18 protein-coding genes and 1 pseudogene are annotated in these 22055 nt (G+C 72.8%); 15 read left to right on the forward strand and 4 right to left on the reverse strand.

All coding sequences use genetic code 11. From position 1 onward, the window contains the following. Positions 1 to 59: 59 nt before the first annotated feature. From recG to mutM, 8 genes and pseudogenes are all read left to right on the forward strand, one after another. Positions 60 to 2264 carry an ATP-dependent DNA helicase RecG gene (gene recG / locus IF43_RS0106275; RefSeq protein ID WP_030195077.1) on the forward strand — a complete coding sequence of 735 codons (2205 nt, stop codon included), beginning with the start codon at positions 60 to 62 and terminating at the stop codon, positions 2262 to 2264. A 9-nt stretch (positions 2265 to 2273) separates the two neighbouring features. Next, positions 2274 to 2771 (forward strand): annotated as a pseudogene (locus IF43_RS36120) (RsmD family RNA methyltransferase); the annotation flags it as partial. Positions 2772 to 2797: 26 nt separating this feature from the next. Continuing rightward, on the forward strand, positions 2798 to 3277 hold the full coding sequence (coaD, locus tag IF43_RS0106285) for a pantetheine-phosphate adenylyltransferase (protein ID WP_199922681.1): 480 nt from the start codon (positions 2798 to 2800) through the stop codon (positions 3275 to 3277). 131 nt (positions 3278 to 3408) lie between these two features. Continuing rightward, entirely contained in the window at positions 3409 to 4614 is a 1206-nt protein-coding gene (locus tag IF43_RS0106290; RefSeq protein ID WP_030195081.1) for a DivIVA domain-containing protein, read from the forward strand. A 147-nt stretch (positions 4615 to 4761) separates the two neighbouring features. Then, the gene (locus IF43_RS0106295; protein WP_030195082.1) at positions 4762 to 5400 is read left to right on the forward strand and encodes a DUF177 domain-containing protein; all 639 of its coding nucleotides are present in this window, start codon (positions 4762 to 4764) and stop codon (positions 5398 to 5400) included. Between the two features lie 2 nt (positions 5401 to 5402). Further along, positions 5403 to 5576, forward strand: a complete 174-nt coding sequence (gene rpmF / locus IF43_RS0106300; protein ID WP_030195083.1) for a 50S ribosomal protein L32 — start codon at positions 5403 to 5405, stop codon at positions 5574 to 5576. Positions 5577 to 5595: 19 nt separating this feature from the next. Beyond that, positions 5596 to 6441, forward strand: a complete 846-nt coding sequence (gene rnc / locus IF43_RS0106305) for a ribonuclease III (RefSeq protein WP_030195084.1) — start codon at positions 5596 to 5598, stop codon at positions 6439 to 6441. A 163-nt stretch (positions 6442 to 6604) separates the two neighbouring features. Then, positions 6605 to 7465, forward strand: coding sequence for a bifunctional DNA-formamidopyrimidine glycosylase/DNA-(apurinic or apyrimidinic site) lyase (gene mutM, locus IF43_RS0106310; RefSeq protein WP_030195085.1), 861 nt, complete (start codon positions 6605 to 6607; stop codon positions 7463 to 7465). 85 nt (positions 7466 to 7550) lie between these two features. Here the strand turns inward: mutM and IF43_RS0106315 are convergent, their stop codons facing one another. Then, a complete protein-coding gene (locus IF43_RS0106315; RefSeq protein ID WP_051794794.1) occupies positions 7551 to 7985 on the reverse strand; it encodes a helix-turn-helix domain-containing protein in 435 nt (144 codons plus the stop codon). A gap of 111 nt (positions 7986 to 8096) precedes the next feature. Between IF43_RS0106315 and IF43_RS0106320 the strand changes: the two genes are divergently transcribed. Next, entirely contained in the window at positions 8097 to 8699 is a 603-nt protein-coding gene (locus tag IF43_RS0106320; protein WP_030195088.1) for a flavodoxin family protein, read from the forward strand. Between the two features lie 92 nt (positions 8700 to 8791). Here IF43_RS0106320 and IF43_RS0106325 read toward each other — a convergent pair whose 3' ends face one another. Then, a complete protein-coding gene (locus IF43_RS0106325; protein ID WP_030195089.1) occupies positions 8792 to 9703 on the reverse strand; it encodes a CAP domain-containing protein in 912 nt (303 codons plus the stop codon). Positions 9704 to 9880: 177 nt separating this feature from the next. Between IF43_RS0106325 and IF43_RS0106330 the strand changes: the two genes are divergently transcribed. The 4 genes from IF43_RS0106330 to IF43_RS0106345 all read left to right on the forward strand — a co-directional run bounded on the left by IF43_RS0106330 (position 9881) and on the right by IF43_RS0106345 (position 16453). Continuing rightward, positions 9881 to 10162 (forward strand): acylphosphatase, encoded by a 282-nt coding sequence (locus IF43_RS0106330; protein ID WP_030195090.1) that lies wholly within the window; start codon positions 9881 to 9883, stop codon positions 10160 to 10162. A gap of 364 nt (positions 10163 to 10526) precedes the next feature. Beyond that, positions 10527 to 10739 (forward strand): hypothetical protein, encoded by a 213-nt coding sequence (locus tag IF43_RS0106335; protein ID WP_030195093.1) that lies wholly within the window; start codon positions 10527 to 10529, stop codon positions 10737 to 10739. A gap of 299 nt (positions 10740 to 11038) precedes the next feature. Continuing rightward, positions 11039 to 14785, forward strand: coding sequence for an AAA family ATPase (locus tag IF43_RS0106340; protein ID WP_030195096.1), 3747 nt, complete (start codon positions 11039 to 11041; stop codon positions 14783 to 14785). A gap of 237 nt (positions 14786 to 15022) precedes the next feature. Then, complete coding sequence (locus IF43_RS0106345; RefSeq protein WP_030195099.1) at positions 15023 to 16453, forward strand: sugar porter family MFS transporter; 1431 nt, start codon at positions 15023 to 15025, stop codon at positions 16451 to 16453. 82 nt (positions 16454 to 16535) lie between these two features. Here IF43_RS0106345 and IF43_RS0106350 read toward each other — a convergent pair whose 3' ends face one another. After that, complete coding sequence (locus IF43_RS0106350) at positions 16536 to 17522, reverse strand: LLM class flavin-dependent oxidoreductase (protein ID WP_030195102.1); 987 nt, start codon at positions 17520 to 17522, stop codon at positions 16536 to 16538. A 190-nt stretch (positions 17523 to 17712) separates the two neighbouring features. Here IF43_RS0106350 and ftsY point away from each other — a divergent pair, with 190 nt between their 5' ends. Then, positions 17713 to 18945 carry a signal recognition particle-docking protein FtsY gene (gene ftsY, locus IF43_RS0106355; protein ID WP_030195105.1) on the forward strand — a complete coding sequence of 411 codons (1233 nt, stop codon included), beginning with the start codon at positions 17713 to 17715 and terminating at the stop codon, positions 18943 to 18945. A gap of 345 nt (positions 18946 to 19290) precedes the next feature. On the opposite strand, the gene IF43_RS0106360 is transcribed toward ftsY, so the two are convergent. Then, positions 19291 to 19959: a bifunctional DNA primase/polymerase gene (locus tag IF43_RS0106360; protein ID WP_030195108.1), complete on the reverse strand. Its 669-nt coding sequence runs from the start codon at positions 19957 to 19959 to the stop codon at positions 19291 to 19293. Between the two features lie 383 nt (positions 19960 to 20342). Here IF43_RS0106360 and IF43_RS0106365 point away from each other — a divergent pair, with 383 nt between their 5' ends. After that, positions 20343 to 21812: a negative regulator NsdA gene (locus IF43_RS0106365; protein ID WP_030195111.1), complete on the forward strand. Its 1470-nt coding sequence runs from the start codon at positions 20343 to 20345 to the stop codon at positions 21810 to 21812. Positions 21813 to 22055 lie beyond the last annotated feature (243 nt).

The following is a 22055-nucleotide window of genomic DNA, read 5'->3' on the forward strand; positions in this document are numbered from 1 at the left end:
GTCCGCACCGGGCGCGGACCGGCCCGGTACCGGCGGGACTGTCGGTGCGATGGTGTGCAATGGAACACGTGCCCGCGCTCGACGAACCCCTGAAGAAGTCGCTCGGCCCCGCCACCGCCAAGGTGCTGGCCGAGAACCTCGACCTGCACACGGTCGGCGACCTGCTCCACCACTACCCGCGCCGGTACGCCGAGCGCGGGGAGCTCACCCCGCTCGCCGAGCTCGGGGAGCAGCTCGACGAGCACGTGACGGTGGTCGCGCAGGTCGCCGACGCCCGCGTGCACACCTTCAACGGCGGCCGCGGCAGACGCCTGGAGGTGACCATCACCGACGGGTACGGCCGGCTCCAGCTGGTCTTCTTCGGCTCCGGCGTGCACAAGCCCCAGAAGGACCTGCTGCCTGGCAGCCGCGCCATGTTCGCGGGCAAGGTCGGGATGTTCAACCGCCGCCTCCAGCTGTCCCACCCCGCGTACGAGCTGCTCGGCGCCGACGCCGGCGCCTCCGCGGTGGACGCCTTCGCCAACCAGCTCATCCCGATCTACCCGGCCTGCGCCAAGCTGGAGAGCTGGAAGATCACCAAGGCCGTCGACGCGGTGCTGCCCAGCGCCCGGGACGCCGCCGACCCGCTGCCGCCCGCGCTGCGCGAGGGCCGCGGGCTGCTCACCCTCCCCGACGCCCTCCTCAAGGTCCACCGCCCGCGCACCAAGGCCGACATCGCCCAGGCCCGCGACCGCCTCAAGTGGGACGAGGCGTTCGTCCTCCAGGTCGCCCTGGCCCGCCGCCGGTACGCCGACACGCAACTGCCCGCCGTCCCCCGGGAACCCGCCCCCGACGGCCTCCTCGACGCCTTCGACGCCAAGCTCCCCTTCACCCTCACCGAGGGCCAGCAGCAGGTCTCCCGGGAGATCTTCGACGACCTCGCCACCGCCCACCCCATGCACCGCCTCCTCCAAGGGGAGGTCGGAAGCGGAAAGACGATGGTGGCGCTGCGGGCCATGCTGGCGGTGGTGGACTCCGGCGGGCAGGCCGCGATGCTGGCGCCCACCGAGGTGCTCGCGCAGCAGCACCACCGGTCGGTCACGGAGATGATGGGCGAGCTCGCCGAGGGCGGGATGCTCGGCGGGTCCGAGCGGGGCACCAAGGTCGTGCTGCTCACCGGGTCGATGGGCGCGGCCGCGCGCCGCCAGGCGCTCCTGGACCTCGTCACCGGCGAGGCCGGCATCGTCATCGGCACCCACGCGCTGATCGAGGACAAGGTCCAGTTCCACGACCTGGGCCTGGTCGTGGTCGACGAGCAGCACCGCTTCGGCGTCGAGCAGCGCGACGCGCTCCGCTCGAAGGGCAAGCAGCCGCCGCACCTGCTGGTGATGACCGCCACGCCCATCCCGCGCACCGTCGCGATGACGGTCTTCGGCGACCTGGAGACCTCCGTGCTCGACCAACTGCCGGCCGGCCGCTCGCCGATCGCCACGCACGTCGTCCCCGCCAAGGACAAGCCGCACTTCCTCGCCCGGGCGTGGGAGCGGGTCCGCGAGGAGGTGGCGAACGGCCACCAGGCATACGTGGTCTGCCCCCGCATCGGGGACGAGGAGGACGAGAAGAAGGGCGGGAAGAAGGCGGCCGGGTCCGCTGAGGACGAGGCCGAGAAGCGGCCGCCGCTCGCCGTCCTGGAGACCGCCGACGGCCTGCGCGCCGGGCCGCTGGCCGGCCTCGTGGTGGAGGTGCTGCACGGCAGGATGGACCCCGCCGACAAGGACGAGGTCATGCGCCGGTTCGCGGCCGGCGAGGTGCACGTGCTGGTCGCCACCACCGTCATCGAGGTCGGCGTCAACGTGCCCAACTCCACCGTGATGGTGATCATGGACGCGGACCGGTTCGGCGTCTCCCAGCTCCACCAGCTGCGCGGTCGCGTCGGCCGCGGCTCCGCCCCCGGGCTGTGCCTGCTGGTCAGCGAGATGCCCGAGGCCAGCCCGGCGCGCGCCCGGCTGGCCGCCGTGGCCGCCACTCTCGACGGGTTCGAGCTGTCCCGCATCGACCTCGAGCAGCGCCGCGAGGGCGACGTGCTCGGCCAGGCCCAGTCCGGCGTCCGCTCCTCGCTGCGCATGCTGGCCGTCATCGAGGACGAGGAGATCATCGCCCAGGCCCGCGAGGAGGCCGCCCGGACGGTGGCCGCCGATCCCGAGCTGGCGCACCTGCCGGCACTGCGCACCGCCCTCGACGCCCTGCTGGACGCCGAGCGGGAGCAGTACCTGGAGAAGGGCTGACGCGCCCCGCGCGAGGGACTGTTCTCCACCTGGGAGTCCCTGCACGGCCCGCTGGCCGGGGCGCGCGTGCTCGACCTGTACGGCGGATCCGGCGCGGTGGGCCTCGAAGCGCTGTCCCGGGGCGCCGTCCACGCCCTGCTCGTGGAGGCCGACCCGCGGGCCGGCCGGACGATCCGGGACAACATCCGCTCGCTCGGGCTGCCGGGCGCCGAGTTCCGCGCGGGCAAGGCCGAGCAGGTCGTGACCGTCCCCGCGCCGGGCGATCCGTACGACTTCGCCTTCCTCGACCCGCCGTACGCCGTCACCGACGGGGATCTTGGCGAGATCCTCCTCACACTCCGGGCCCAGGGCTGGCTCGCGGACGACGCGCTCGTCACCGTGGAGCGCAGTACACGAGGCGGGGAGTTCCCGTGGCCGGACGGTTTCGAACCGCTGCGGTCGCGGCGCTACGGCGAGGGGACCCTTTGGTACGGTCGCGCCGCCTCCAGCAGGGAAGAGCCGTCATGACCGGGCCTTTGAACGAGGGAGTTCGCGTGCGCCGCGCCGTCTGTCCGGGGTCGTTCGACCCCATCACCAACGGGCATCTCGACATCATCGGACGGGCCGCGAAGCTGTACGACGTCGTACACGTGGCCATCATGATCAACCCGTCCAAGAAGGGGCTGTTCACGGTCGAGGAGCGGATCGAACTGATCCGCGAGGCCACGGCCGACTACGGGAACATCGAGGTCGAGGCCTTCCACGGCCTGCTCGTCGACTTCTGCAAGCAGCGCGAGATCCCCGCCATCATCAGGGGCCTGCGCGCGGTCAGCGACTTCGACTACGAGCTGCAGATGGCCCAGATGAACATCGGCCTGTCGGGCGTCGAGACGCTGTTCGTGCCGACGAACCCGACGTACAGCTTCCTGTCCTCCTCGCTGGTCAAGGAAGTCGCGACCTGGGGCGGCGACGTCTCGCACCTGCTGCCGCCCGCGGTCAACGCGGCCCTCGTGCAGCGGCTCGCCGAGCGCTGACGCGACGGCCGACCCGCCGACCCCGCCCGCCCCACCGGTCCTGACTGTCCGTCAGTCGGTGTCGGGCGGGGCCCGGGTGGCCGTACAGTCGTCCCGTCCGTACCGGAACCACCCAGAGAGTGCGAGCACAGGTGGACGTGCAGAAGAAGCTCGACGAGATCGTCGAGACGGTGGCCGGCGCCCGGTCCATGCCCATGTCGGCCTCGTGCGTGGTCAACCGCGCCGAGCTGCTCGCCATGCTCGAAGAGGTGCGCGCGGCCCTGCCCGGCTCCCTCGCGCAGGCGCAGGAGCTCATCGGAGGCCGCGACCAGTTCGTCGAGCAGGCCCGCCAGGAGGCGGACCGGATCATCGAGTCGGCGCACGTCCAGCGCGGCACGCTGATCTCCGACACGGAGGTGGCCCGCCGGTCCCAGGCCGAGGCCGACCGGATCCTCAGCGAGGCCCGTCGCGAGGCCGAGGAGATCCGCGCCGAGGCCGACGACTACGTCGACAGCAAGCTGGCGAACTTCGAGGTGGTCCTCACCAAGACCATCGGCTCGGTGGACCGCGGCCGCGAGAAGCTCCTGGGCCGCGGCCCGGGCCTGGACGCCGACGGCTTCTCCGACCTGGACGCCCCCGAGCGCAGCCACGACCCCGAGACGCTGCGCCGGCAGGCGGACGAGTACGTCGACACCAAGCTCGGCGCCTTCGAGGCGGTGCTCAGCAAGACGCTGGAGGCCGTCGGCCGGGGCCGCCAGAAGCTGGTGGGCCGGGTGGCCACCGACGAGCTGGGCGAGCACATCGCCGCCCAGGACGCGGCGGCGGACCCGCGGGCCGCGACCAGTGACGCGGACTTCCTGGCGGGGCTCGCCGACCCGGCGGCGCCGGTGGCCGCCATCCCGGCGCAGGCCGGAGCCCCCGAGCAGCCGTCCTACGCGCCCCGGCAGGACCCGTACCCGGGCGCGGGCGCCGGCTCCGCCGGAGCGGCTTACGCCGCGCCCTTCGATCACGGCACGGACGGGTACGGCACCGGCTCCTACGGGACCGACGGCCACGGCTACGGGTACGCCCAGCAGGACCCGTACCAGCCGCAGTACCAGGACCGTACGGACGCCTACGGCTACCAGCCCGACCCGTACGGCTACCAGCAGCACCAGCAGCACCAGCAGCACGAGCCTCACCAGCAGCACCAGCAGCACCAGCAGCACCAGCAGCACGAGCAGGACCCGACGCGGCCCGCGCAGGCCCCGTCCCAGCCCCCGTCCCACGCCGCGCTCGACGAGACCAGCCTCTTCGACACGAGCATGATCGACATGAACCGCTTCCGGGAGTACGAGCAGGGCCGCACCCAGCCGTGACGGGCCGGTTTGGGCCCTGGCGGACGGGCCCGGTATCCTGGCTCTTCGGTCGCGCGTATCGCGACGCGATCCATGCTGCCCGCGGCAGCCCCGCACAGGGGCCGAGCGGCAGCAACCCCCCCAGCTAGTCCGAAAGCAGGAACGGCCCTGAGCACCCGCCTCGACCACCGCAACCCCCTCGTGTTCGACACGCGCGAGCTGGGCCGGCGTCCTGGTGCCATGCACAAGGTGTCCCGGACCGTACCCGCCCCGGACGACCTCGGCCTCGCCGGCGTCATCGCAGTGCCGGAAGGCGCATCGATGCAGCTCGGCCTGCGCATGGAGTCGGTCATGGAAGGGGTCCTTGTCACAGGGATCACCGTGGCTAAGGCCGTGGGGGAGTGCGTAAGGTGTCTGGAGCCGCTGGAGCTCACGCTCAACGCGCGCTTCCAGGAACTGTTCTCGTACCCTGACGCCGATGCCCGGGGCCGCCTCAAGGCGGAGCCGGACGACGACGCTGAGGACGACGAGGACAGGTATTTCCTCGAGGACGACCTGTTCGACCTCGAGCCCGTGCTGCGGGACGCGGTGGTGCTCGCACTGCCGTCGCAGCCGGTGTGCCGGGAGAACTGTCTCGGACTGTGCCCCGAATGCGGGCTCAGCCTGAACGACGACCCCGACCACCACCACGACGCCGTCGACATCCGTTGGGCGGCACTGCAGGGACTCGTCGTGACCGATCAGGGCGACGAGAAGGACAACATGAGCGGCGCCGCGGACGGCGTCGACGAGAAGCAGGAGAAGTAGCCGTGGCTGTTCCGAAGCGGAAGATGTCGCGCAGCAACACGCGCCACCGCCGGTCGCAGTGGAAGGCTGCGGTCACCCCCCTGGTTTCGTGTGAGCGTTGCCAGGAGCCGAAGCAGCAGCACATCGCGTGCCCGAGCTGCGGCACCTACAACAAGCGCCAGGTCCTCTCGGTCTGAGCGGCTGGTGAGAGGCGCAATGTCTGAGGTTGCCGGCGCTAAGAAGCAGGCAGACAGCAGCAACGCGGCCTCGTCCCACACGCTTCTGGAAGGGCGGCTCGGCTATCAGGTCGAGTCCGCCCTTCTGGTGCGTGCGCTGACCCACCGCTCGTACGCGTACGAGAACGGCGGTCTGCCCACCAACGAACGGCTGGAGTTCCTCGGGGACTCCGTGCTGGGCCTGGTGGTCACGGACACGCTGTACCGCACCCACCCCGACCTGCCCGAGGGCCAGCTGGCCAAACTGCGGGCCGCGGTGGTCAACTCGCGCGCACTGGCGGAGGTCGGCCGCGGCCTCGAACTCGGCTCCTTCATCCGGCTCGGCCGGGGCGAAGAGGGCACGGGTGGCCGGGACAAGGCCTCCATCCTCGCCGACACCCTTGAAGCGGTGATCGGCGCGGTCTACCTCGACCAAGGTCTCGACGCGGCCTCGGAGCTGGTCCACCGGCTCTTCGACCCGCTGATCGAGAAGTCTTCGAACCTCGGTGCCGGACTGGACTGGAAGACCAGCCTCCAGGAGCTCACCGCGGCCGAGGGCCTCGGCGTTCCGGAGTACCTCGTCTCCGAGACGGGACCGGACCACGAGAAGACCTTCACCGCTGCCGCCCGCGTCGGTGGTGTCTCGTACGGCACCGGCACCGGCCGCAGCAAGAAGGAAGCTGAGCAGCAGGCCGCCGAGTCCGCATGGCGCGCGATCCGCGCGGCTGCGGACGAGCGCAAGGCGGCCGAGGCCGCCGCGGCCGCGGCGGCCGACACGGCCGCGGCTCAGGTGGGGGCGAAGGACGGCGGGGCGCCGACACCCGCTGCCGACGCCTCCGCCGGCTGAGCTTCCTTCCGGTAGCGATCCGCCCGCCCCCTCCCGAGGGGGCGGGCGGTGCCGTTTCCGGGCCCCGGGTCCCCGCGCGGCACCGTCACCGTTCCGGCGCACGGCCGGCGGGTCCGCGCGCGCCGGTAGGCTGCTCGCAGGACCGTTCATCCGAGGAGACGCCTTGCCCGAGCTGCCCGAGGTCGAAGTCGTACGGCGCGGACTGGAGCGCTGGGTGGCGGGGCGGCGCATCGCCGACGTCGAGGTGCTGCACCCGCGGGCCGTCCGCCGGCACCCGGCCGGCGGGGCCGACTTCGGCGCCCGCCTGGTCGGCGAGACCCTCGGCGTGCCCCAGCGGCGCGGCAAGTACCTGTGGCTGCCGCTCGAAGGCCGCGGACTCTCGGTCCTGGGCCACCTCGGTATGAGCGGTCAGCTGCTGGTCCAGCCCGAGCGGGCGCCCGCCGAGAAGCACCTGCGCATCCGGATCCGCTTCGACGACGCCGCGGGCACCGAACTGCGCTTCGTGGACCAGCGCACCTTCGGCGGGCTGTCGCTCCACGAGAACACCCCCGACGGGCTGCCCGACGTCATCGCGCACATCGCGCGCGACCCCCTCGACCCGCTGTTCGACGAGACGGCGTACCACCTGGCCCTGCGCGCCAAGCGCAGCACCGTCAAGCGAGCCCTGCTGGACCAGTCGCTGATCAGCGGCGTCGGCAACATCTACGCGGACGAGGCGCTGTGGCGGGCCCGGCTCCACTACGAGCGGCCCACCGCGACCCTGACCCGACCCCGGAGCGCGGAACTCCTCGGGCACGTGCGCGACGTCATGAACGCCGCCCTCGCCGTCGGCGGCACCAGCTTCGACAGCCTCTACGTCAACGTGAACGGCGAGTCGGGCTACTTCGACCGCTCCCTGGACGCCTACGGGCGCGAGGACGAGCCCTGCCACCGCTGCGGCACGCCGATACGCAGGCGGCCCTGGATGAACCGGTCCAGCTACTTCTGCCCGCGCTGCCAGCGGGCCCCCCGCCCGGGGGCCTGACCCGCCGGGGCCCAGGGTCCCGCGGCCGGTCACCGGGTCCGACGGACCGCGTGACGTGGCCCCCGGGCGCGGCGGCCGCCGCCCGTCAGCCGGCCGGGTGCTCCGCGTCGTACCGCTCGCGCGCCGCCATCACCGACGGCATGTCCTCCTCCACGAGGTGGATCAGGGCCAGCAGCCGCTCCGCGACGCGCCGGCCGAGCGGGGTGAGCTCGTAGTCCACCCGCGGCGGGTTCACCGGCTGCGCCTCCCGGTGCACGATCCCGTCGCGCTCCAGCGCGTGCAGCGTCTGGGACAGCATCTTCTCGCTCACGCCGTCGACCCGGCGGCGCAGCTCGTTGAACCGGCACGGGCCCTCGTACAGGGCCCCCACGGTCAGGCTGCCCCAGCGGCCGGTCACGTGCCCGAGGGTCTCCCGGGACGGACAGGCCTTGGCGAAGACGTCGAACGGAAGGTCCTCGGCCCCGCGGCACGCCTGTCCGTCCACCGTCCGCCCTGCGGTGCTGGTCTCCACGCTCTCCATGCCCTCAGGGTACTCCCGTCAGCCCTCCCGAGGTAAGCGCTATCTCCAGGGTTGCGCTTTCCAAAAGTTAGTGCTTACCTTTTCTCACCGCAGTCCACCTGAGGAGAAGCCGTGAGCACCGCCCACACCCCCGTCATCTCGATCGCCTACCACTCCGGCTACGGCCACACCGCCGTCGTCGCCGAGGCCGTCCGCAACGGCGCCGCCGACACCGGGGCGACCGTCCACCTCATCAAGGTCGACGAGATCGACGACGCCCAGTGGGCCCTGCTGGACGCCTCGGACGCGATCGTCTTCGGCTCCCCGACGTACATGGGCACCGCCTCGGGAGCCTTCCACGTCTTCGCCGAGGCCACCTCGAAGCGCTGGTTCACCGACCAGTGGGCGGACAAGCTGGCGGCCGGCTTCACCAACTCCGGGTCCAAGAGCGGCGACAAGCTGCACACCCTGCAGTTCTTCCAGACGCTGGCCGCCCAGCACGGCATGCACTGGGTGAACCTGGGCCTGAAGCCGGGCTGGAACTCCACCGCCGGCTCCGAGAACGACCTGAACCGCCTCGGCTTCTTCTCCGGCGCCGGCGCCCAGACCAACTCGGACGAGGGCCCGGACGCGGTCCACAAGGCCGACATCGCCACTGCCGAGCACCTGGGCAAGCGCGTCGCCGAGACCGCCCGCCTGTTCGCGGCCGGCCGCGCCGCCGTCGCCGCGGCCTGACCGCCGGCCGGCCCCGTACGTACGCCGACGCCCCCGGCACCGAGAAGGTGCCGGGGGCGTCGGCGTATGCGGCCCCGGGTCGGGGCGCGGCCTCAGAAGCCGAAGTCCTGGGTCCACCACGGGCCGCCGGGCGCGAGGTAGACGCCGACGCCCAGGGTGCGGAACTCGCAGTTGAGGATGTTCTCGCGGTGGCCGGGGCTGTTCATCCAGGCCGCCATGACGGCCGCCGCGTCGCCCTGGCCGCGGGCGATGTTCTCGCCGCCCAGGCCCCCGATGCCGACCGCGTTCGCGCGGTCCCACGGGTTCCTGCCGTCGGGGTCGGTGTGGTCGAAGAAGCCGCGGACCGCCATGTCCTTGCTGAAGGCCCCGGCGAGGGCCGCGAGCGGCGGGTTCTGCCGGACCGGGCCGCAGCCGGCCCTGGCCCGCTCCTGGTTCACCAGCGTCAGCACGGCCGCCTCGACGGCGGACGCGGACTCCTGCACCGGTGCCTCGGCCGTGCGCGACGGGGTCGGCGCGACCGTCTTGGGCGCGGCCGTCCTCGGTGCGGCGGTCCTCGGTGCGGCGGTCTTCGTCGCCTTCGGTGCCGCCTTCGGGGTCGCCTTCACCGGGCTCGGCTTCGGGGAGGGCTTCGCGGAGGCGCTCCCGGACGGGCTGGGGGAGGCGGACGGGGAGGCCGAGCGGGTCGGCTCCGCCGTCTTGCTCCTGGCCTTGGCCCTGGTCGAGGCGCCGCTGTCCACCAGGCTCTTCAGCCCGCCCGGGTGACGGACCTGCTCGGTGGCGGTCGGGGCCGCGTGCGAGGGGGTGGAGGATGCGGCCGACCGGGCCGTGGCCTTCGTGTCGGAGTCGCCGTGTCCGCCGAGGATGAAGTTCGTGTCGACGGGGACCAGCCCGGAGGTGAGCGCGGCCGCCCCGAGGGCGACGGCGGCGGTGACACCGAGCAGGCCGGTGCGTACGGGGGCGTTTCCCTTTCCGCGCGGGGGGCGCGGGCTCCGGTGGCGTCCCATCGGCAGTGCCTTCCTTGCCTTCGCGTCCGCACACTCGGAGGCCCGGAGGCCTTGGGGCGCGTACGCGGTGATCCTTTACTCACCCAAACGGGTGAGAGGTATTGCTGCGCGACTGTACCGGCATGCGGGCGAGGGGGCGATGTGCTCGGGACGGGGCCTGACGGATAGCGTTCGCGCATGACTGAAGAGGTGCGGATGACCGCCTGGGTGCGCGGCCGTGTGCAGGGAGTGGGCTTCCGCTGGTTCACCAGGGAGAACGCGATGGCCATCGGAGGGCTCAGGGGATTCGCCCTCAATCTCGACGACGGCCGGGTACAAGTGGTGGCCGAGGGTCAACGTGAGAATTGCCACCGGCTGCTCGAATGGCTTCGATCTTCGGACACGCCCGGGCGGGTCGACGGGGTGACGGAGATATGGGGGGCGCCGCGGGGCGGCTACGACGGGTTCGCGATCCGCTGATCACAAAGGGTGAGGACCTCTTGCCGATCAGGCCGCAGCGTGGAAGGCTCGAGGTGAGGATGATCTCAGCGGTCCCCTGCCGCCGGACGTGTCGCGAGCCACTCGCGCCGGTGCTGCCACCCCGGACCTGCGCGGATGATCTCCTGGCCGCTGCGGAGGGCCGGTTCGCCCGCCGATACAGGGCGTGATCGTGTTGACCGTCAAACTTTTTGGTGAGACGCTGGAAGCCCCGCGCACCTTGGCTGTTTGGCAGTGTTGTCAGGAGAACCGCAGTGACGCGAAGGCACTGCCGGACACCGCGGGTGCGAATCCCTCACGACCCACACCGCTTCGGTCGGTCACTCAGTGTGGAGGACCATCCATCATGGCAAAGGCGCTTCTCGGTTACGTCGGCGGTTCCGACCCGCGACTCCTCGCCGAGATGCGACGGCTTCAGCAGCGCGTCCAGGACCTCGAGTCCGAGCTCGTACGGATCCAGTCCGAGAACGACGCGTTGACCGCCGCCGCGCAGCAGGGAGAATCGCTGCTGGACAGCATCGACATCGACGTACCCAAGGCGGAGCCTGCGCTCACCTGATCAATACGAGCCGCACGTTCGCTGTCATCTACTCCCGCGTGATCTCTCCGCGTGATCCGTAACGGACGCGATCCGTACGGGGCCTCGTGTGCACGAGCTGCGTACGGGTTAGTCCGTTCACGGCGCGCGGGTTCTGCAAGGGACGCTTCGGCGTCCCTTCTTTCTTTCTCTTTCCCGCGCCGCTCTTTCGCCCGGACGGCCCGTGGCTGTCCTCCGTACGGGGGCCGGATTCGTTTAACGTCTGATCTGCCCTGCACCTTCATGGGTGAAACCGGAAGTGAAAGGTAGAGTCCGGCGGCGTGCACCTCAAGGCCCTGACCCTCCGCGGATTCAAATCCTTCGCCTCCGCCACGACACTGCGTTTCGAGCCGGGCATCACCTGCGTCGTGGGCCCCAACGGCTCCGGCAAGTCCAACGTCGTGGACGCGCTCAGCTGGGTCATGGGGGAGCAGGGCGCCAAGTCGCTGCGCGGCGGCAAGATGGAGGACGTCATCTTCGCCGGCACCACCGGGCGGCCGCCGCTCGGCCGCGCGGAGGTCTCGCTGACCATCGACAACTCCGACGGTGCCCTGCCGATCGACTACGCCGAGGTCACCATCACCCGGATCATGTTCCGGGGCGGCAGCAGCGAGTACCAGATCAACGGCGACACCTGCCGGCTGCTCGACATCCAGGACCTGCTCTCCGACTCCGGCATCGGCCGCGAGATGCACGTCATCGTCGGACAGGGGCAGCTCGACTCCGTCCTGCACGCCGACCCGACGGGCCGCCGGGCCTTCATCGAGGAGGCCGCCGGCGTCCTCAAGCACCGCAAGCGCAAGGAGAAGGCGCTCCGCAAGCTCGACGCCATGCAGGCGAACCTCGCGCGCGTCCAGGACCTGACCGAGGAACTGCGCCGGCAGCTCAAGCCGCTCGGCCGGCAGGCGGCGGTGGCCCGGCGGGCCGCCGTCATCCAGGCGGACCTGCGCGACGCACGGCTGCGGCTGCTGGCCGACGACCTGGTGACGCTGCGGGCCGCGCTGGCCGCCGAGGTCGCCGACGAGGCCGCGCTCAAGGAGCGCAAGGAGGCCGCCGAGGCCGAACTGGCGACGGCGCTGCGCCGTGAGGCCGAACTGGAGGAGGCCGTGCGGGAGCTGGCGCCGCGGCTGCGGCAGGCCCAGCAGACCTGGCACGAGCTGTCCCAGCTGGCCGAGCGGGTGCGGGGTACCGCGTCGCTGGCCCAGGCCCGGGTGCGCAGCGCGACCGCGCCGGCGGAGGAGGAGCGGCGCGGCCGCGACCCCGAGGACATGGAGCGCGAGGCCGCCCGGATCCGCGAGCAGGAGGCCGAGCTGACGGCCGCGCTGGAGGCCGCGGAGCGGGCGCTGGAGGACACCGTCGCCCACCGTGCCGAACTGGAGCGCGAACTGGCCGTGGAGGAGCGGCGGCTGAAGGACGTCGCGCGGGCCGTCGCCGACCGGCGGGAAGGGCTCGCGCGGCTCAGCGGTCAGGTGGCCGCCGCCCGCTCGCGGGCCGCGGCCGCGCAGGCCGAGATCGACCGGCTCGCCCAGGCGCGGGACGCCGCGGCCGAGCGGGCGGTGCACGCGCAGGAGGAGTACGAGGAACTGCGGGCCGAGGTCGAGGACCTGGAGGCCGGCGACACGTCGCTGGGGGAGGAGTACGAGGCGGCCCGGGAGGCCCTCGCCGCGGCGGAGGCCGACCTCGGCGCGGCCCGCGACGAGCTGGCCGGGGCGGAGCGCTCGCGGGCGGCGGTGGCGGCCCGCCGCGAGGCCCTCGCCCTGGGGCTGCGGCGCAAGGACGGCACCGGTGCGCTGCTGGCGGCCCGGGACCGGCTCACCGGCGTGCTCGGTCCGGCCGCCGAACTGCTGTCCGTCACACCGGGGTACGAGATCCCGGTCGCGGCCGCGCTGGGAGCCGCTGCCGACGCGCTCGCCGTGGCCGACCCGGCGGCCGCGGCGGCCGCCCTGCGGCACCTGCGCGACGGCGACGCCGGCCGCGCGACGCTCCTGATCACGGGCCGAGCTGCCGAAGCCGCCCGGCCCGCCGGTGCCGTACCGGCCCAGCACGGTTCCGGCGGGCCGGGCGGAGCGGCGGCGCCGGTCGGGACGCCGGTCGCCACAGGCGGCGCCGAGGGGCAGCTCCGCCACCCCGCCCCCGAAGCCGCGTCGCCCGAAGCCGCGTCGCCCGCAGCCGTGTCGGCCGAGGCGGCACCGGGCAGGGGCGGCCCGTGCGTGGCCGAGCTCGACGGGGCGGCCGGGGTCGGCGCCTTCCTGGCGGGGCCCGCCGGAGTGGTGGCGGCCGCGCGGTGGGTGGTGCGGGACCACGTCGTCGTGGCCGGACTCGACGAGGCCGAGGCGCTGGTGCGCGAGCGGCCCGGGGTCGTGGCGGTCACCGGGGACGGGGACGTCCTCGGGGCGCACCTCGCGCACGGCGGTTCCGCCGGCGCACCGAGCCTCCTGGAGGTCCGGGCGGCCGTGGACGAGGCCGCCGCGGAGCTCGCCCGACTGGACGAGCGCTGCGCGGCGCTGACCGTACGCCGGGAGGAGGCCGCGGCACGGCGGGCCGAGTGCGCCGCACGGGTGGAGGAGCTGGGCCGGCGCCGGCGGGCGGCGGAGAAGGAACGGTCCGGCCACGCCCAGCAACTCGGCCGGCTCGCCGGACAGGCCCGCGCGGCCGCGGGCGAGGCCGAGCGCAGCGCCGCCGCGACCGCCAGGGCCCAGGACGCGGTGGAGGAGGCCCTGGCCCAGGCCGAGGAGCTGGCCGAGCGGCTCGCGACGGCCGAGGAGATGCCGCTCGACGAGGAGCCGGACCACGCGGTGCGCGACCGGCTCGCCGCCGACGGGGCCAACGCCCGGCAGACCGAGATGGAGGCCCGGCTCCAGCTGCGCACCCACGAGGAGCGGGTGCGCGGCCTGGCCGGCCGCGCCGACGCCCTCGACCGCGGCGCCCGCGCCGAGCGCGAGGCCCGGGCCCGGGCCGAGCAGCGGCGCGCCCGCCGCCGGCACGAGGCCGACGTGGCCTCCGCGGTGGCGGACGGCGCGGGCCAGCTGCTGCGCCACATCGAGGTCTCCGTCGGACGCAGCGCCCGTGAGCGCGACGCCGCCGAGCAGGCCAAGGTCGCGCGCGAGCAGGAGCTCGCCCGGGAGCGCGACCGCGGCCGCGGCCTCAAGGGCGAACTCGACAAGCTCACCGACTCCGTCCACCGTGGCGAGGTGCTCGGCGCCGAGAAGCGGCTGCGCATCGAGGCCGTGGAGGCCAAGGCCCTGGAGGAGCTGGGCGTCGAGCCCGCCGGCCTGGTCGCCGATTACGGTCCCGACCAGCCCGTGCCCCCCTCGCCGCCCGCCGAGGGGGAGGTGCTGCCCGAGGACCCGGAGCACCCGCGCAACCGGCCGGGACCGTTCGTCCGCGCCCAGCAGGAGAAGCGGCTGAAGGCGGCCGAGCGCGCCTACCAGCAGCTCGGCAAGGTCAACCCGCTCGCGCTGGAGGAGTTCGCGGCGCTGGAGGAGCGGCACAAGTTCCTGAGCGAGCAGCTGGAGGACCTCCGCAAGACGCGGGCCGACCTGCTTCAGGTCGTGAAGGAGGTGGACGCACGGGTCGAGCAGGTCTTCACCGAGGCCTACCGGGACACCGCCCGGGAGTTCGAGGGCGTGTTCTCCCGGCTCTTCCCGGGCGGCGAGGGCCGCCTCGTCCTCACCGACCCGGACGACATGCTGACCACCGGCGTGGACGTCGAGGCGCGCCCGCCGGGCAAGAAGGTCAAGCGGCTGTCGCTGCTGTCGGGCGGCGAGCGCTCGCTCACCGCTGTCGCGCTGCTGGTGTCGATCTTCAAGGCGAGGCCGAGCCCGTTCTACGTCATGGACGAGGTCGAGGCGGCCCTCGACGACACCAACCTCCAGCGGCTGATCCGGATCATGCAGGAGCTCCAGGAGAGCTCGCAGCTGATCGTGATCACGCACCAGAAGCGCACGATGGAGGTCGCGGACGCGCTCTACGGCGTCTCGATGCAGGGCGACGGCGTCTCGAAGGTCATCAGCCAGCGGCTCCGGTGATCCTGGGCGCCGCGGCACCTTCCAGGCGACTTATGTTCAAGCCTTGAATGAAAGCGATCGCGGAGCGGCATGAGGGTGGCCCTTGGGTGGGTATTGACTTAAAAAACTGAACACATAGGCTTCCGTGCGCTGCCCCTCGTCTTCAGATGCGCGCGATCTTGACCTGTGCGCCACTGGTATCGGACGACGACACACCCCACCCGCCCGCCGCCGCAGCCGGGCACGCAGGAGCACACCTTGACCAGCACAGCGCAGGAGTCCGCGCCGGGCCCCCGCCCGGCGTCCGCACCCGACCACCTCGGCCACGTCATCTTCATCACGGCGGCCGCTGCCATGGGCGGCTTCCTCTTCGGCTACGACAGCTCCGTCATCAACGGCGCCGTCGTGGCGATCCGGGAGCGTTTCGACATCGGCTCGGAGGCCCTCGCCCAGGTGATCGCCGCCGCGCTGATCGGCTGCGCCGTCGGAGCCGCCGCCGCGGGCCGGCTCGCGGACCGGATCGGCCGCATCCGCGTGATGCAGATCGCCGCCGTGCTGTTCAGTGCCAGCGCCATCGGCTCGGCCCTGCCGTTCGCCCTGTGGGACCTCGCCATGTGGCGCGTCATCGGCGGCTTCGGCATCGGCATGGCCTCCGTCATCGGTCCCGCGTACATCGCCGAGGTCTCGCCGCCCGCCTACCGCGGCCGCCTGGCCTCGTTCCAGCAGGCCGCCATCGTGACCGGCATCGCCATCTCCCAGCTGGTCAACTGGGGCATCCTCAACCTCGCCGACGGCGAGCAGCGCGGCACGATCGGCGGGCTGGAGGCCTGGCAGTGGATGCTGGGCGTCATGGTCGTCCCGGCCGTCATCTACGGCCTGCTGTCCTTCGTGATCCCCGAGTCCCCGCGCTTCCTGATCTCCGCGGGCCGCGAGGAGGCGGCGAAGAAGGTCCTGCGCGAGGTCGAGGGCGAGCGGAGCGACGTCGACGCGCGCGTGGCGGAGATCCGCACCGCGATGCACTCCGAGGTCAAGTCCACCTTCAAGGACCTGCTCGGCGGCCGCTTCGGCCTGCTGCCCATCGTCTGGGTCGGCATCGGGCTGTCCGTCTTCCAGCAGCTCGTCGGCATCAACGTGATCTTCTACTACAGCTCCTCGCTGTGGCAGTCCGTGGGCATCGACCCGAGCAGCTCGTTCTTCTACTCCTTCACCACGTCGATCATCAACATCATCGGCACCGTGATCGCGATGATCTTCGTGGACCGGATCGGCCGCAAGCCGCTCGCCCTGATCGGTTCCGCCGGCATGGCCGTCTCCCTCGGCGTCGCCGCCTGGGCCTTCTCGTACAAGACCGAGGTCGGCGGCGAGATCTCCATGCCGGAGACCCAGGGCGCCGTGGCCCTGATCGCCGCGCACTCCTTCGTCCTCTTCTTCGCCCTCTCCTGGGGCGTGGTGGTCTGGGTGCTGCTCGGCGAGATGTTCCCCAACCGCATCCGGGCCGCGGCCCTCGGCGTGGCCGCCGCCGCGCAGTGGATGGCCAACTGGGCCATCACCGTCAGCTTCCCGAGCCTGGCCGACTGGAGCCTCTCGGGCGCCTACGTGATCTACACCTGCTTCGCCGTGCTCTCGATTCCGTTCGTCCTTAAATGGGTGCCGGAGACCAAGGGCAAGGCGCTGGAGGAGATGGGCTAACCCCCCGCCGGCCCCTCTCCTCGCACCAAGGACGCTGCCCCGGACCGCCGATCGGCCCGGGGCAGCGCCGTGCCGTCCGGCGTCAGCCCTTGAGTGCGGGCAGCACCCGCTCGCACATCAGGTGCAGGCTCCGCCAGCCCTCGTCCACCGGCATCCCGCCGCACAGCGGGTGCAGGACGAAGTTCCCCGCCTCGCCCGCCCCGCGCGCGTACGCCACCGCCTCCTCCGGCGCCAGGATCCGGTAGACCCCCTCGGCCCGCAGCTCCTCGACCGTGCGGGCGCCGGACCGCACCGCCGAGCGGATGTCCTTGGACTGCCAGGAGGCGTACATCCCCGCCTCGTGCAGGAAGTGCTTCCCGTACGCCGCCCACGCCCGGTCCGGGTCCTCGGCGACGTGCAGCAGCGGCGTCTGCCGCGCGGGCATCATGCAGAACCCCTCGGTGCCGTACTCGGCGAGCCGCTCCCCGTAGTACGCCTCCAGCTCCGGCAGGTGCGCGCTCGGGAAGAACGGCAGCCCGAGCCGGGCCGCCCGCCGCGCGGCGGCCTTCGAACTGCCGCCCACCAGCAGCATCGGGTGCGGCTGGGTGAAGGGCGCCGGCGTCACCCTCACCGTGCGGCCCCGGAACTCGAAGGGCTCGCCGGTCCACGCCTGCAGCAGCGTCTCCAACAGCTCGTCCTGGAGCCGGCCGCGCCGTCCCCACTCCACCCCGTGCTGCTCGTACTCCTCGGGCCGGTAGCCGATGCCCGCCACCGTCACCAGCCGGCCGCCGCCGATCAGGTCCAGCACGGCGATGTCCTCGGCCACCTTCAGGGGGTCGTGCAGCGGGCCGATGATCGCCGAGACGGTCACCGCGATCCGCCGGGTCGCGCCGAGGACCGCGCCGGCGAAGGTGAAGGGAGAGGGCAGCCAGTTGTTGTCCGTGCCGTGGTGCTCCTCGGTCTGGACGGTGTCGATCCCCCGGTCGTCCGCGTACCGGGCCATCTCCACCGCCGCCCGGTAGCGGGCGGCGAGCGTCTCGGGGGTGCCGTCGGGGTCGACGAGGTTGAACCGGGCCACGGTGATGGGCATGGGAAGTCCCCCTCCGCCGGATGTGGGTGGCGAAGGGGGACGGTAGCTGACGCCACGTCAGTTGCACAGGGTCCCGGCGGGCCGTCGACGGAGGCGGGTGGTCCTGTAGGAAAACACAGGGCCGAGGGGCACCGCGGGCCCGGCGCGCGCCCCACGGGTGGGTGGCGGGGTCACGCATACTGAAGCGGTTATGGAAATCCTGATTCTCGCTGTAGTCATCGCCCTGGTCGCGGTCGGCGCGATCGCGGGGCTCGTGGTCAGCAGCCGCAAGAAGAAGCAGCTGCCGCCCTCGGCGCCGACGGTCACCCCGACCATCACCGCCCCGCCCGCCGAACCGCAGGTGGGCGAGGACGCCGTCGAGACGGCGGAAGAACCACGCCGCACGATCGAGGAGGTCGACCTCCCCGACGCCGGCACCGCCGCCCCCGAAGCACCGGTCACCGTCGAGGAACCGGTCACCGCGGAGGAGGCCGAGGCCGCCCCCGCGATCGAGGTGCCGGAGCCCACCGCCGGCCGCCTGGTCCGGCTGCGCGCCCGCCTCGCCCGCTCCCAGAACTCGCTCGGCAAGGGCCTGCTGACCCTGCTCTCGCGCGAGCACCTCGACGACGACACCTGGGAGGAGATCGAGGAGACCCTCCTCGTCGCCGACGTCGGCGTCGCCCCCACCCAGGAGCTGGTCGACCGGCTGCGCGAGCGGGTCAAGGTGCTCGGCACCCGTACCCCCGACGAGCTGCGCGCCCTGCTGCGCGAGGAGCTCGTCACCCTCATCGACCCCGCCATGGACCGCACGCTCAAGACCGAGAGCGGCCTGGAGACCCCGGCCGTCGTGATGGTCGTCGGCGTCAACGGCACCGGCAAGACCACGACCACCGGCAAGCTCGCCCGCGTGCTGGTCGCCGACGGTCGCAGCGTCGTCCTGGGCGCGGCGGACACCTTCCGTGCCGCCGCCGCCGACCAGCTCCAGACCTGGGGCGAGCGCGTGGGCGCCCGCACCGTGCGCGGTCCGGAGGGCGGCGACCCGGCGTCGATCGCCTTCGACGCCGTCAAGGAGGGCATCGCCGAGAGCGCCGACGTCGTCCTCATCGACACGGCCGGCCGCCTGCACACCAAGACGGGCCTCATGGACGAGCTCGGCAAGGTCAAGCGCGTCGTCGAGAAGCACGGCCCGCTCGACGAGGTCCTGCTCGTCCTCGACGCCACCACCGGTCAGAACGGCCTCGTGCAGGCCCGCGTGTTCGCGGAGGTCGTGGACATCACCGGCATCGTGCTGACCAAGCTCGACGGCACCGCCAAGGGCGGCATCGTCGTCGCGGTCCAGCGCGAGCTCGGCGTTCCCGTCAAGCTCGTCGGCCTCGGCGAGGGCGCGGACGACCTGGCGCCGTTCGAGCCGGGCGCCTTCGTGGACGCCCTGATCGGCGACTGATCCGCCGGCCCCTCCCGTACGACGAACGCCCCGCGCGACACATCGCGCGGGGCGTTCCGGCGTAGCTGGGGGGAACTCGAGCGCTTCCACGTCGGGGTACGGGGGCTTCGCGAGGTGTGGGTCGCGTCGTGTGCGGGTCCCCTCGGCGCTTGAGGCGGCGCGGCCTGCAGGCCGCCCCCGTCAAGCGCCGAGGGGACCCACACACCGCGGGGCGGCCCGCAGGCAATCCCCACGGGCCGGCTTCCCGAAGCGGCCGCCGCGGAACCGATCCCCCAGAACCGGGCGACCCAGACCGATCCTCCTTGACCGCTCCACCCAGACCCGATCCCCCCAGACCCGGTCCCCCTAGACCCGATGCACCCGATGGCAGATGTAGGCCAGCGTCCCCAGCAGCAGCCGTGCCTGCGGCGGCTGCCCCGCCGTGTCGAGGGTGGGCGGCCGCAGCCAGCCGACCGGGCCGAGGCCCGCGTGGTCCGACGGCGGGGCGGTGACGTACGTGCCCGTGCCGAGCGCCCGCAGGTCCAGGTCGGCGTCGTCCCAGCCCATCCGGTACAGCAGCTGCGGGAGCTCCGCCGCCGCGCCCGGCGCCACGAAGAACTGCGCCCGCCCGGTCGGCGTCACCGCCACCGGTCCCAGCGGCAACCCCATCCGCTCCAGCCGGACCAGCGCCCGCCGGCCCGCCTCCTCCGCCACCTCGATGACGTCGAAGGCCCGACCCGCCGGGAGCAGCACCGCCGCGCCCGGGAAGCCGCTCCACACCTCGGTCACCTCGTCGAGGGTCGCGCCCGCCGGGACCTCCGCCGCGAACGGCAGCGGATGCGCCCCGGGGGCCGCGCACCGCGCGTCCCCGCAGGAGCACTCCCCGGCCGCAGAGGCGCGGACGCCGGGGACCACGTCCCAGCCCCACAGTCCGGTGTACTCCGCCACTGTTGTGCACTCCGACGTCCGGCCGCGCCGCCGCGAGCCGGACCGGAACTCCCTGGTGCCACGGCTGCCGCCGATCGTGAAGCCCATGCCCCCTCCAACGGGTCAACTCGCCGGTGGTTACGAGGCCGTCGCACCCGGGGCCGCGCCGCCGTCCGGCGCACTCCCCGCCGGACGCGCCCCGGTGTACACCGTTCCGCCACCGTTTCGCCCACGCACTGCCATCGAAAGCGTGTGGTGTCCAGTGAATCGCGGTTGACGGGTGGCGAGTTCATTCGAAGGGGTGGCGAATGGTGGCGTTTCCGCAATCGACCTCGCCGCAGGGGTGATCGTAGGATTACTTTCAGTGCACGACCCGTACGGCGGACTCGTCCGTGGGTATGCCGGAGGCAACCCGTACCCGTCCGACGCCGACGCGGGTTGCGTACGAGACGGGTCTCGTACGAAGTGGCCGAGTGGATGGGGGCGTCCCAGTGAGCGGGAACGGCGCAAGCGGAACAGCCGAGAAGCGCCCGAACGACCAGCTGACCTCCTGGTTCGTCCGGAGCGGCTGGTCCAAGGGCGAGCTCGCCCGGCAGGTCAACCGCCGCGCCCGCGCGCTCGGTGCCCACCACATCAGCACCGACACCTCCCGCGTCCGCCGCTGGCTGGACGGCGAGCAGCCCCGCGAGCCCATCCCGCGGATCCTCTCCGAGCTGTTCTCCGAGCGCTTCGGCAGCGTCGTCGCCATCGAGGACCTCGGCCTGCGCACGGCCCACCAGTCGCCTTCCGTCTCCGGCGTCGACCTCCCCTGGGCGGGACCCCAGACCGTCGCGCTCCTCAGCGAGTTCTCGCGCAGCGACCTCATGCTCGCCCGCCGGGGCTTCCTCGGCACCTCGCTCGCACTCTCCGCCGGCCCCGCCCTCATCGAGCCGATGCAGCGCTGGCTCGTGCCCGTCCCGGCCGCCGACCCGGGACCGCGCGAGAGCGGGCCGGCGGGCCGCCCGCCCAGGCTGTCGGGGCCCGAGCTGGACCTGCTGGAGGCCACCACGGCCATGTTCCGGCAGTGGGACGCCCAGTGCGGCGGCGGTCTGCGCCGCAAGGCCGTCGTCGGCCAGCTGCACGAGGTCACCGACCTGCTCCAGGAACCCCACCCCGCACCGACCATGAAGCGGCTGTTCAAGGTCGCCGCCGAACTGGCCGAGCTGGCCGGCTGGATGAGCTACGACGTCGGCCTCCAGCCCACCGCCCAGAAGTACTTCGTGCTCGCCCTGCACGCCGCCAAGGAGGCCGGCGACAAGCCGCTCGGCTCGTACATCCTCTCCAACATGAGCCGGCAGATGATCCACCTGGGCCGGCCCGAGGACGCCCTCGAGCTCATCCACCTCGCCCAGTACGGCAGCCGGGACTGCGCCACCCCCCGCACCCAGGCCATGCTGTATGCGATGGAGGCCCGGGCGTACGCCAACATGGGCCAGCCCAGCCGGTGCAAGCGCGCCGTGCGCATGGCCGAGGACACCTTCGCCGACGTGGGCCTGGGCGGCGAGCCCGAACCCGACTGGATCCGCTTCTTCTCCGAGGCCGAGCTCAACGGGGAGAACTCCCACTCCTACCGCGACCTCGCCTACGTCGCGGGCCGCAGCCCGATGTACGCCTCCCTCGCCGAGCCCGTGATGGAGCGCGCCGTCGAGCTCTTCGGGAAGGACGACGAGCACCAGCGCTCGTACGCCCTCAACCTCGTCGGCATGGCCACCGTCCACCTGCTCCAGCGTGCCCCGGAGCAGGCCGCGAACTACGCCGAGCGGGCCCTCGACGTGGCGAGAAAGGTTCGGTCCGAACGGGTGAACACGCGGCTGCGCAAGACCGTCGACACCGCGGCGCGCGCATACGGCGACGTCGCCGAGATCGCCCGCCTGACCGACCGGCTCTCCGTCCAGCTCCCCGAATCCGCGGAGGCCGTCTGACAGCGCGGGCGGGCCCGCCCCGGCACCGGCCGGACGGCCCCGCCCCACCGAACCCCGGCCGCGGCAGGCACCCCGTTACACCCGACTCGGCTCCCCCATCGCCAGGTCATCGGGCCCTGCCGCGGCCGGTCCACGTCCCGGCCCGCCTCCCCGGCACCCGTTCATGGGGGCGTAACACGTCCGTCTCCTTCGTCACCCCCGCGAAACATCGAGCGGCAACGCCGGAAACCGGCGCGCGCGAAT

The sequence above is a fragment of the Streptomyces sp. NRRL S-87 genome (assembly GCF_000719335.1).
In the GTDB taxonomy this organism is placed as follows: domain Bacteria; phylum Actinomycetota; class Actinomycetes; order Streptomycetales; family Streptomycetaceae; genus Streptomyces.

Bases quoted from the DNA above. Each gene is read 5' to 3' on its own strand.
- recG (WP_030195077.1), top strand. From the start codon at position 60: ATGGAACACGTGCCCGCGCTCGACGAACCCCTGAAGAAGTCGCTCGGC.
- rnc (WP_030195084.1), top strand. From the start codon at position 5,596: ATGTCTGAGGTTGCCGGCGCTAAGAAGCAGGCAGACAGCAGCAACGCG.
- IF43_RS0106315 (WP_051794794.1), bottom strand. From the start codon at position 7,985: ATGGAGAGCGTGGAGACCAGCACCGCAGGGCGGACGGTGGACGGACAG.
- IF43_RS0106325 (WP_030195089.1), bottom strand. From the start codon at position 9,703: ATGGGACGCCACCGGAGCCCGCGCCCCCCGCGCGGAAAGGGAAACGCC.
- IF43_RS0106330 (WP_030195090.1), top strand. From the start codon at position 9,881: ATGACTGAAGAGGTGCGGATGACCGCCTGGGTGCGCGGCCGTGTGCAG.
- IF43_RS0106335 (WP_030195093.1), top strand. From the start codon at position 10,527: ATGGCAAAGGCGCTTCTCGGTTACGTCGGCGGTTCCGACCCGCGACTC.
- IF43_RS0106350 (WP_030195102.1), bottom strand. From the start codon at position 17,522: ATGCCCATCACCGTGGCCCGGTTCAACCTCGTCGACCCCGACGGCACC.
- ftsY (WP_030195105.1), top strand. From the start codon at position 17,713: ATGGAAATCCTGATTCTCGCTGTAGTCATCGCCCTGGTCGCGGTCGGC.
- IF43_RS0106360 (WP_030195108.1), bottom strand. From the start codon at position 19,959: ATGGGCTTCACGATCGGCGGCAGCCGTGGCACCAGGGAGTTCCGGTCC.